Genomic DNA, 10,644 nt, shown 5'->3' with positions numbered 1-10,644 from the left:
GGCGCTCGTCACGCGGCCGACTTCCTTGCCATCGAGGGTAAGGACCGCTCCAGCGGCGGGGAAGTCCATATCATTGAACTTAAGTCCGAACATCCGTTTTTTCAAACCGCCGCGCGCGGTCGCCCGTTCGATCGTTTCCTGGCCGAGGTAACATCCCTTGTTGAAGGAAATCGCGCGATTGAGGCGCGCCTCGAGCGCGATCGTTTTGTCCGTGGTATCGACGCCGACGCGCGCAACGCCATTCTCGATGCGAATGACTTCCAGCAGTGACGAATCGATGCTGCGCGAGTGCGGCGTCTTCGCCAGAATTGCAGCGATAGTCGAATCAACGGAAGCTCGCGCGGCGATCAAGGATGCTGCGGGCCCGCCGTAACGAGGCAGATTGCCCACGAGCAAGCTGGAAGCCTCGATGAAGGACCATGGGGCAAGCGACGCCACGCCGGCTGCGTCGAGTGCGGCCGGCCCTTCGACATCGATGACCGCAAGATCGGTGGCGTCCTCAAATTCCACGTCGTCGGCGACCAGTAACTTTTCGAGATGCTCATGCGTGCGTGACCATGCGTCGGCGTCGATGTCGAGCAGGAGCGCGTCGGGAGTCACCCAGATGAACGCGTCGGCAATCACGTGCGCATGCTCGGTGAGAAAGAGTGCGGGCAGAATGGCGCCGGGCTTCGCGCCACTTACGTCGGCGGTGCACATCCCGTGGAGGAATGGGGCGCGATCATCGCCAGTCACGCGCACGAGGATTCGCCCGTCGAGGTGGAGGATACCCGCGGCTGGGCGATCGATGGATTCGGGATGCGGCATGTAAGATCAAGATACTAGAAAGCGTAACTAGGAACCTAACCCTAACCCCTTCCCGAGCGGGAAGGGGGACCGGATTGTGAAGGCGGGGGGCGGGGGCGGATTGAAGGGGTTTTTTGGCTAGGTTCAACTGAGGGGATTTGACTATAATTTAAACCATCGGTAGGGGGAAATTTATGGGCGTGTTTATCCTCGGGTTGATTGTCGGTGCCGGTGGGGCGCTTGCGCTCTTTATCTATGACGAGGGAGATTTGTTTCTGAAGCTCTCTCGACGGATTAAGCAGACGGCAGAACGCTATAGGGAAACGCCATAACACTGCGGGGCTAGTGGGGTGATCAATTTCGTCGCGCATGGAACCGGCGCGCGAGTGACGCGCACCGAATTCGCCTCATGGCGGATCGCGTTTCCTATAGCATTGATCGTCCTGGCCGCGGCGGGTGTCATCTCGCGGCAATCCTTTGCGCAGGACGCTCAAGCGCAGGCGCTCGAGTTGAGCGATCATGCATTCGCGATGCTCAATGCGATCAATGCGTCGTCGACCAAGGCCGGCCCGATCCTGGCGCCCGCAGCCAGCCTGGCCGGAGATGCGCAAACGCTGTCCACGGCTTTGGGCGCGCACGACAACGCCAGCGCGAGCGGCGCGATGACGTCGATACTCAGCGATCGGGATCGGATAGAAGCCGCGGCGAAGCTTGCGGGTGGTAATTATCCTGAGCAGTGGACCGGTATCAGGGAAAAAATCGCGGCGCTCGAAAAGCAGGTGCCCGCGGCGAAGGGACACCCCGTGCTCAGCGAGGTGCCCGAGTCGCATGCCTCGGTCGCGGCGCCGGCTGGAGAATCGATGGCCGCGGCGCCCAAGATCGAGATCGCATCGCGGGTCTTCCAGGCTGGAAAGGTGCGAGTAAAAGGCTTCTTCGAAGGCACCGACCTCAAGTCGGCGGGAATTTTCGACGGCGATACGAAGAGCAGGGATATCGACGTCGCGAGTACGCCGGGCGAGCAGCGAATCAACTTCGATTTCTCGATTGAGCAGCCCTCGCCGACACAGTCGATTCGCGTCGCCGACGTTTACGGCCGCGAAGCGCAGGCGATGGTTTCGCCGAATCCCGCGGCAGTCGGCCCGATGAAGGGTAGTGAGGAGATGATTGAAGTCGATCCGGGCGCGACTGCGTCGCGCGGCGAGGCGGGTCCTTTGGCGGAGAGTCCTCTTGCGTCGGCGGGTCCCTCGAGGGGTAGCAACACTGCGGAGATTGCGCGGCCTGGCGATGAACTCTCGCCGTCGCGGCGTCATATCGAGGCGAACTCGTCGCTCGGGCCGCTGACCAATGTGCAGATCAACGTGATCGACGCCGAAGAATTAATGTCGGCGCCGGGAAATGTCGAAGTGGTCGGGCAGATTGCGGGACCGGGTGTGCGTCATGCTGGGGTTTACGTCAACGGCAAGCTGGTCAAGCCGATACCGGTCAGCACGGGCGGCTACAGCGCCTTCGATCTGACGTTCCCGATGCCGGCGGGTAGCGACGCGAAGATTCGCGCCTACGGCAACGGCAACGATTTCGTCGAAGCGTCGGTGGACACGGTCGGTGGCGGCAGCGGCATGTCGGAATATCGCAATCCGCCGATGTACGCTGCGCCGTACGGTGCTTATCCGCCGTCGCCCTACTACCGGCCCAATCCGTACGCGTACGCGAATCCGTATGCGCCGGGCTACAATCCGTACGCCCCGGGTTACAATCCTTATGCACCGAATCCGAATCCGTACGGATACCCGCCCGGCTACGGTCCTCCGCCGTACGGCACGCCGCCGCCGTCGAAGCCGTGGTACAGCAAACTGCTTCCCTAGTGCGCACGATGAAACCTCGTCTTGCCGCCGCGCTCGCGCTTGTGGGCGCTGCTATGGCCGCGCTCTCCGGATGTAGCGCAGTCGCGGATTACAACCGAATGCTGGAAGAAAACCAGAGCGGGCATCAAGCGGCGATGGACGAATATTCGTATTGTGTCGGGTATAACAACTGGGGCTCCCCGTCCGATTGCGGGCGCCTACTTTCGGCAGTGGACAGTACCGTCCTACTAGACCCTCCCATCCCATCACCGAAATTAAAGTAAGACAGTCGCAGTTTCAAATTCAGACACTCAGGTCCAAATTAAGACAGTACCCGCGGCTGGCGCGAACTTGCCGCGCGCCTTGGGCTTGCGTAATATTCCCTTCTTAACCTTCGTCCTTATCGAGAGTGTCCAAAGCAATGCTGATTCAAGCGACGCAACTGCGCCCGGGTATGATTGTCGAGTACAACAAAGACCTGTGGCGGATCATGACGATCACGCATATCACGCCCGGCAACTGGCGCGGGATGGTGCAGACCAAGCTGCGTAACATCAAGACCGGCTCGCAGACCGAGAACCGGTTTCGCTCGGAAGATCGCGTCGAGCGGGTGATCCTGAATCAGAGCAAGATGCAGTTCCTCTACCAGGACGGCGACGATTTCCATTTCATGAATACCGAGAATTACGAGCAGATCACGATTCCCAAGGAGCTGATCGAGGACGTGGTCGGGTTCCTGACGCCGAATCTCGAAGTCGAAGTCGAGTTTTACGAAACGACGCCGCTCAACGTGACGCTGCCGAAAACCGTCGCGCTCAAGGTGGTGCAGACCGACCCGGGAATGAAGACCGCGGCGGTGAACAATACGCTGAAGCCGGCGACGCTCGAGACCGGGATGACGATCAACGTGCCGCATTTCGTCACCGAAGGCGACACGATCACGATCAACACCGAGACGAAAGAGTACCTGTCACGCTCGAAGTAGCACGGGTCGGCAGGTGAATAGCGCGCGGCAGACATATAGAAGTGCTGCGCGCGATAAAAAGGCGGCACTGCCCGAGCGCGCGCGGCCGCATCCGATAAGATTCGGGCCAAATCTCTACATCGCGCATACGCAGCCGGGGTTCGAGGGAATCGCGGCGGACGAGATCGCGGGACGCATCGCGGGTGCGCGCGAGATCACGCGGCGGGTGGTGCCCGATCGCGCCGGGATGACGATTTTCTTCGCGCCCGCGGCAGAAAAGCTCGGTGTCATCCGGACGGCAGAAGACCTGTTCGGGCTGGCCGGCTACCGCGCCGGAATCGGGCCCGAGAACAAGGAGCTGGACAAAATTCGCGGCGCGGCGCGCGAGGCGCCTCTCGTCGAGCCGGCGCTGGCGGCGCGCGTCAAGGTCTCGCCCGGGACGCGCGCGGGCCGCAGGCTCAAGTTCCGCGTGATCGCGCGAATGGCGGGTGAGCATGAATATCGGCGCGTCGATTTTCAGCGCGCGGTCGAGCGCGGGATTCTCGAGCGCGGCGATCACACCTGGCGGCTGGAAGAAGAGGACGCCGACGTCGAGTTGTGGGCGTCGATGATCGACGCGGAGTTTTTTCTGACGGTGCGGCTCAGCGACGACAAAATGCGGCATCGCGAGTACAAAGCGGCCCATCGCCCGGCCTCGTTGCGTGCGTCGAGTGCGGCGGCGCTCGGATGGCTGTCGGAGCCGCGCGAGGACGACGTGGTACTCGATCCGTTTTGCGGCGCCGGCACGATCCTGATCGAGCGGGCGCATCTGGGGCGGTACGCGATGCTGCTCGGCAGCGATCGCGATGCGGCCGCGCTCGCGGCGGCGCGCGTGAACGTCGGCGCGCGCTACAAGCCGATTCAGCTCGAGAACTGGGACGCCGGCGCGCTTCCGCTCGGCGACGGGAGTGTGAGTAAAATCGTCACCAACCTGCCGTGGGGATTGCGCTACGGCTCGCACGGCGAGAATCGAAAACTCTACCCGCTGTGGTTTCGCGAGTTCGCGCGCGTGCTCAAGAGCGGCGGCGTGATGGTGCTGCTGACCTCGGAATGGCGGCTGATGCGCGAGCTCGAGCGCACACGCAAGATCGCGCCGAGCAAAATCATCCGCGTGTCGGTGCTGGGAAAGCCCGCGGCGATTTACATCTGCCATAAAGCATAACGCGCCAACACTAGTTCAATGCGAAACCCGCCGTGGGTTTCACGCTTCCTTGGACGGGGGTGACCCCTGCACCCAGTGTTAAGAGAGTTCGCCCTACTTTGCCGGCGAGAAGAATGCGAGCACTGCGTTAGCGACTGCGTGCGGCTTGCTGCCGTCGATCGGCACAATCCACGCCGACGGCGCGGGGGCAAATCCGAGCGCCTTTTCCGGCGACCCCTCCAATCGCACGCCCGCATAAATGAATGCCGACGAGTCGGGCGCCCAGATGGTGTGCGATACGGCGAGCTGGTCGAAGTAGCGATAGGCGGTCGATTCGTCGGGCGTCGCGAGAAAGTTGCCAAGCGCTTTTTCGAGACCGGTCTTAACGTCAACGACCGACCAGCTATAGTACGGCTTCTCTTGAGGGACTCCGATGAAAGCGACGTGGCGCGAATCGGGCGCAAAGAAAAACGCCGCGACGTCGTCCTTGGTCAGCCACTTCGAATTCGCGGTCGCGATGTCCACCAGCTTTAACCCGTGATAGGTCGGATCCTGCGGCGTGATTGCGGTCGAGTATGCCAGGTGCGCCGAGTCGGGCGCCCACACGAAGCTGTTCTCCCCCACCGGCAGACTCACTACGGAACGCGGATGACTGGCGTCGGCGTCGGCGACCACGATGTTAGATTCGGCGTGGTAGTTTGCGATGTACGCGAGATGCTTGCCGTCGGGCGACCAGGCGGGAGTCTTGAATGGCGTGCGTCCGCTCGACAGCACCTTCACCGTGTTCTGACTCGTCGGCGTCAGGCTCATCAGGGAAACCTTTTCGGTGCGCTCCGAATCGAGCGCCAGCGTATGCAACGCAACCTCGCCGGGCGTGCCCCAATCGAAATACAACGGCATCCCGGTGGTGACGATTCGGACTGGCGTCGATTCCTTGACCTCGGCCAGCACCAGGCTGAGTCCGCGCGGCTCGCCGAGCAGGAACGAAAGATGATTCCCGTCGGGCGTCCAGACCATGTAAACGATACGCTCGGAGCGGCTCTCGAAGATGAGCATGGCCTGGCTGCGCGCGAGATCGTAAACCCACACCGCAAAGGAATCCTCGGCTTGCTTGTGCGTCTCGGCGGAATACGCGATGCGCTGTCCGTCGGGCGAGAATGTCGGCCATCCGTAGTCAGTGCCACCGGCGCCAGGGCCTGCGTCGGGGGCATCGTCGGCGAGCGTGACCGGCATGATCGCGTCGTCGCGCCGGACGTGAATCGCGGCCGCCTTGCACGTGATGCATTTTGGCTGCGCGCATTTTGCGTCGCAGTAGTAGATGTTGGAGTCGGTGCCGACGTAAGTGATCGCGCCCGGCGGCTGTGCTCCGTAAGCATTCGACGCAAGTGTGAAGATAGAAATGACTGCCGCAGCGGTGAAAATTTGCAGGCATGCACAGACGGAGCGCACGGCTGATGTGGTCATCGCGCTTAGAATTGCGCCTGCAAGGGCATCAGCGCAAGAACGATTCGCGATGTGTTGACGGAGGGCGGCCAATCGAGCAAAGTTGTGGACATGCGCTTAGTTGCAATTATTTTCTGCGCCGCGCTGTTTGTCGGTCTGCCTGGAATTTCGCACGCGCAGTACAACGACAACGACCAACAGAATCCCAAGGAATATCACGACGAAGATTCGCAGCCGCTCGCGCTGTTCGCCGACATCCTCTATCCCATCGGCTACGGCCTTGAATGGCTCGTCGCGCGTCCGATGCACTGGGTTGCCAACGACAGTCCCGCAACGCCGGTTTACAGGCCGGTAGGCGGCAACGACATGTCACCGCCGCCGCCGGTGCCAATCATTCCAGACAACACTATGGACCAGACGACGACGTCCACGACTCCGCAGGACTGGTCCCCGACCCGGACGACAGTCACCACCACTACGACGACCGTGAAGCAGCAAGTAGCACCGCCGGCGGCAGCGCCACCGCCGAGCAACCAGCCTGCGCTTCACTGAATTTTCGCGTCTCGCCGAGAAGCTCCACCATCGACCCGACAATGCGAAGCAATCGGGGGTTATCATCGCCCTTGAATGTTGCGTATCTTTGGGTAATAGAATTTTTGCTAATCGGATTCGTCCAATCAGATGTCGATGAGCTAATGCAGGCTCGTCGCGACGTGGGAGGTTGCGTCACTTAGATGGCTGTTGCACTCAAGGAAAAAGCTCCGACCGATCCTGCCGAACTCAAGAAGTGGCGTGAGGACGAACAGGCAAAAGAACGCGCGAAACGCGACAAGGAAAAAACCGAGCTCGGCACCTTGTGGAGCCGTCGCGATTTTCTGGGCGTGCTCGGATGGGCCGGCTTCGGCGTATTCTCGCTGATCGGTCTGCTCGCCGCGGTTCGCTCGGCTTTCCCACGCGTGCTGTTCCTGCCGCCGTCGAAGTTCAAGGCCGGCCTGCCGGACGACTACGTGGTCGGCGAAGTCAGCGAAAAATACAAGCAGGATTTCCGCACCTGGATCATCCGCACCAAGGCTGGCTTCTACGCGATCTTCGCCAAGTGCACTCACCTCGGATGCACGCCGCGATGGCTCAAGACCGAGCAGAAGTTCAAGTGTCCGTGCCACGGCTCGGGCTACTACATCAGCGGGCTTAACTTCGAAGGGCCGGCGCCGCGTCCGATGGATCGATTCAAAATCTACGTCGGCGACGACGGACAGCTGGTGGTGGACAAGTCGGTCGTGTACACGATGGAACCCGGCGTCGATCCCAACGAACAACATCCCGAGAGCATCCTGAAGATCGTCTGACAATAAAATTTTGCGCGACGTGCGCCTTTGTTCCCCTCTCCAGAAGGGAGACGGGTCAGGGGAGAGGTGGTCACGTGCGCGATTCAAGATTCCGCCTCTTTCTTTTCATTCGAGGAGATTTTTGCGATGCCATTAATCAAAGCCGGTAACATCAATCTCAACTACGACACGTTCGGCGACGGCGAGCCGTTGCTGCTGATCATGGGATTTGGGATGTCGGGCGCCGGCTGGATTCCGTCGCTGCCGTTTTTCAGCGGCTTCAAGAGTATCTACTTTGACAATCGCGGAACCGGACTCAGCGACAAGCCAGAGGGTATCTACACCGTCGAGGCGATGGCCGATGACGCGAGCAATCTGCTCAACGCGCTGGGAATCGCAAAAGCAAAAGTGTTCGGCGTGTCGATGGGCGGGATGATCGCGCAGGAGCTGACCCTCCGGCATCCGGAACAGGTCAGCAGGGTCGTGCTCGGATGCACGATGGCTGGCGGCACGACGGCGAAAATGGCGTCACCGGAAATTGTCGAAAAACTGATGACCGCGCAGAAGATGATGCCGACGGATGCCGAGAAGGCTTTCGACATTCTGCTGCCGGTGCTCATGCCCGCGGAGTTCGTCGCGCAGCATCCCGAGATCAAACAGATGATGGTCGCGGGAGCGAAGATGATGCCGCCGACGCCGCCGGAAACCGCGGACCGCGCGTTTGCGGGAATCCAAACGTTCAACGCCTTCGACCGGCTGGGTCAAATCAAATGCCCGGTGCTAATCGTCCACGGCGACAAGGACGTGCTGGTGCCGTCGGAGAACTCGAATCTCATCAAGAGCAAGATCCCGCAGGCCGAGATGTACATAATTCCCGGCGCAGGCCACGCGTTCCAGGCCTCCGACCCAGTCGGGATTCACCAGAAAATCGTGGAGTGGCTGCGCAACTAGGGCAACTACGATAGCTCTACAAAAAAGCTCAGCAGATGCTGCGTCAGCGCGTCGGGCGCTTCTTCGGGGATGAAGTGTCCGCAATCGAGACCCTCGCCCCGCACATCCGTGGCCCACAATTTCCAAATGTCCAGTAGCGATGCGCCTCGCCGGCCGCGCGCGCCCCATAGCGCGAGTAGCGGCATCGTCAGCTTGTGGCCCGCCGCCCGATCGGCCTCGTCGAATTTGCAGTCGCAGGTAATTCCGGCGCGATAGTCCTCGCAGCTCGCATGAATCACTTCGGGATCGCGGAATGATTTGCGATACGCCTCCATCGCCTCGGGGCTGAAGGTGTCGGAGCCTCGCAAGCTCTGTATCACGTGCTCGAAAAAATAGTCCGGGTCTTTGCCAATCAGAGTTTCCGGGAACGGCGCCGGCTGCGCCAGAAAGTACCAGTGATAGAACGCGCGCGCGGCGTACCTGTCCGCACGCTCGAACTGTTCGATAGTTGGAATTACATCGAGGACTGCCACGCGCCGCACCCGCTCCTGATGGTCCAGCGCGAGACGATAGGTGACGCGTGCGCCGCGATCGTGACCGACAATGTCAAACTGATTGAAGCCGAGCGCGCTCATCACCTCGACCATATCGAGCGCCATCGCTCGCTTGGAGTACGGAAGATGATCGGCATCGGTCGGCGGCTTGCTGCTGTCGCCGTAACCGCGCAGGTCGGGAATCACGAGCGTAAAATCTCGCGCGATGCGCGGCGCGACCTTGTGCCAGATGATGTGATTTTGCGGATATCCGTGAAGGAGCAGCATCGGCGATCCAGAACCACCCTGGACCAGCGCGATTTCCGCTCCCGAAGTTTTGATGCGCTTGCGCGCGAAGCCTTCGAACATTTCTATGACCTCCCGTCGTCCGCGCCAGGTGTGAATGCTCTAACTAAGGTGTGACGATCTCTACAGCTCGTTCGAGCGACACAGCGCCGGGATCGAGCAGCACCGTGATCGCTTCTTCTTCCCAGCTTGAAGACGGGAGCGACAGAGGATCTTCGGGGCGCAGGCGATGATCGACGACCATGCGCGCGAGGATCATCCGGCGAGCGTCACAGCCGTTGGCGCCGGCGGTCGCACCTTCCCACGTCATCAGCGCCGCGCTCGCTACGTTGTAGAGGGCGTCGGTCGCGAGGCGCGCCAATCGTTCATGCTTTGGTTTTGCCGCGACGTCGCCAGCGAATGCCACCGCGCGATCTATTAGCTTTTCGATCTCAGAGCGGAAATCCGCCGGAGCTGCAGTCGCTGCCTTAAGCTTGGCTTTCAGGGCGCGAGCGAGCGTTTCGTGACCGCCGGATTTGGCGACTGCGCGATTAATCACGTCGAGCGCGTTGATGTTGCTGGTGCCCTCCCACAGCACGCCGATGTGCGCGTCGCGGATGAGCCGCGAGTTGACCCAATCCTCGATGTAGCCGTTGCCGCCGCGCACCTCCATCGCGCCGGTCGCGACGCGGATGTTGTCGCGGCACGCGCGGAACTTCAGCACCGCGGTCAGGATACGCATCACGCGCTCGGCTTCCGCGTCGCCGGCGCGCGCACGATCCATCATCGTCGCGTCGTAGGTGAAAACGGAGAGCGCCTGCTCGGTCGGTACCATCAGCTTCATCAACTGGCGCCGCAGCAGTGGATGCTCGATGATCGGTTTCCCGAACGCCGCGCGATGACGCGCGACTTGCAGCGACTCGTTGAGGCATCGGCGCATCATGCCGGCGGCGCGCGCGCCGTGCGACATGCGGCTGAGATTCACCATGTCCATCATCTGGCGCAGTCCGCGGTCGAGCGCGCCGAGCTGGTAGGCGATTGCGCCTTCGAGCACGACTTCGCCGCTCGCCATCGAGCGCGTGCCGAATTTGTCCTTGAGCCGCGCGATTCGATAGTTGTTGCGTTCGCCGTTTTCCAATCGCCGCGGCATCAGGAAGAGCCCGAGCCCGCGCGAGCCGTTGGGCGCACCGTCGGGACGCGCCAGCAACAAAACAACGTCGCCGTCAACCGCAGAGCAAAACCATTTGTCGCCGTAGAGCCGCCAGAAATCGCCTTCGCGCTTCGCAACCACCGCGCTGTTGCCCAGGTCGGAGCCGCCCGCTCGCTCGGTCATGTACTGCGCGCCCTTGAAAATCTC

At 61.3% G+C, this 10,644-nt stretch carries 10 protein-coding genes; 6 read left to right on the top strand and 4 right to left on the bottom strand.

Going from position 1 to position 10,644, the window contains the following annotated elements:
* Positions 1–807, bottom strand: an 807-nt coding sequence (locus tag VIW95_RS04825) for a hypothetical protein (protein WP_331584286.1), incomplete at its 3' end; no start/stop codon positions are given.
* Positions 808–1,136: 329 nt separating this feature from the next.
* On the opposite strand from VIW95_RS04825, the gene VIW95_RS04820 reads away from it, so the two are divergent.
* The 3 genes from VIW95_RS04820 to VIW95_RS04810 all read left to right on the top strand — a co-directional run bounded on the left by VIW95_RS04820 (position 1,137) and on the right by VIW95_RS04810 (position 4,792).
* Positions 1,137–2,648: a hypothetical protein gene (locus VIW95_RS04820; RefSeq protein WP_331584285.1), complete on the top strand. Its 1,512-nt coding sequence runs from the start codon at positions 1,137–1,139 to the stop codon at positions 2,646–2,648.
* Positions 2,649–3,048: 400 nt separating this feature from the next.
* Positions 3,049–3,612: an elongation factor P gene (gene efp / locus VIW95_RS04815; protein ID WP_331584284.1), complete on the top strand. Its 564-nt coding sequence runs from the start codon at positions 3,049–3,051 to the stop codon at positions 3,610–3,612.
* A gap of 13 nt (positions 3,613–3,625) precedes the next feature.
* Positions 3,626–4,792: a methyltransferase domain-containing protein gene (locus VIW95_RS04810; RefSeq protein WP_331584283.1), complete on the top strand. Its 1,167-nt coding sequence runs from the start codon at positions 3,626–3,628 to the stop codon at positions 4,790–4,792.
* 93 nt (positions 4,793–4,885) lie between these two features.
* Here VIW95_RS04810 and VIW95_RS04805 read toward each other — a convergent pair whose 3' ends face one another.
* Positions 4,886–6,235 (bottom strand): hypothetical protein, encoded by a 1,350-nt coding sequence (locus VIW95_RS04805; RefSeq protein WP_331584282.1) that lies wholly within the window; start codon positions 6,233–6,235, stop codon positions 4,886–4,888.
* Positions 6,236–6,325: 90 nt separating this feature from the next.
* Between VIW95_RS04805 and VIW95_RS04800 the strand changes: the two genes are divergently transcribed.
* The 3 genes from VIW95_RS04800 to VIW95_RS04790 all read left to right on the top strand — a co-directional run bounded on the left by VIW95_RS04800 (position 6,326) and on the right by VIW95_RS04790 (position 8,490).
* Positions 6,326–6,766 (top strand): hypothetical protein, encoded by a 441-nt coding sequence (locus tag VIW95_RS04800; RefSeq protein ID WP_331584281.1) that lies wholly within the window; start codon positions 6,326–6,328, stop codon positions 6,764–6,766.
* Between the two features lie 182 nt (positions 6,767–6,948).
* Positions 6,949–7,560 carry a ubiquinol-cytochrome c reductase iron-sulfur subunit gene (locus VIW95_RS04795; RefSeq protein ID WP_331584280.1) on the top strand — a complete coding sequence of 204 codons (612 nt, stop codon included), beginning with the start codon at positions 6,949–6,951 and terminating at the stop codon, positions 7,558–7,560.
* Between the two features lie 126 nt (positions 7,561–7,686).
* The gene (locus tag VIW95_RS04790) at positions 7,687–8,490 is read left to right on the top strand and encodes an alpha/beta hydrolase (protein ID WP_331584279.1); all 804 of its coding nucleotides are present in this window, start codon (positions 7,687–7,689) and stop codon (positions 8,488–8,490) included.
* Between the two features lie 5 nt (positions 8,491–8,495).
* Here the strand turns inward: VIW95_RS04790 and VIW95_RS04785 are convergent, their stop codons facing one another.
* On the bottom strand, positions 8,496–9,371 hold the full coding sequence (locus tag VIW95_RS04785; protein ID WP_331584278.1) for an alpha/beta hydrolase: 876 nt from the start codon (positions 9,369–9,371) through the stop codon (positions 8,496–8,498).
* A 43-nt stretch (positions 9,372–9,414) separates the two neighbouring features.
* Positions 9,415–10,644: acyl-CoA dehydrogenase family protein (locus tag VIW95_RS04780; RefSeq protein ID WP_331584277.1), on the bottom strand; the 1,230-nt coding region annotated here is incomplete at its 5' end.

The sequence above is a fragment of the Binatus sp. (SeqCode) genome (genome assembly GCF_036522015.1).
Taxonomy (GTDB): Bacteria; Desulfobacterota; Binatia; order Binatales; family Binataceae; genus Binatus.
The sequence above is the reverse complement of the archived record's forward strand: the minus strand, read 5'-3'. Positions and strand labels throughout refer to the sequence as shown.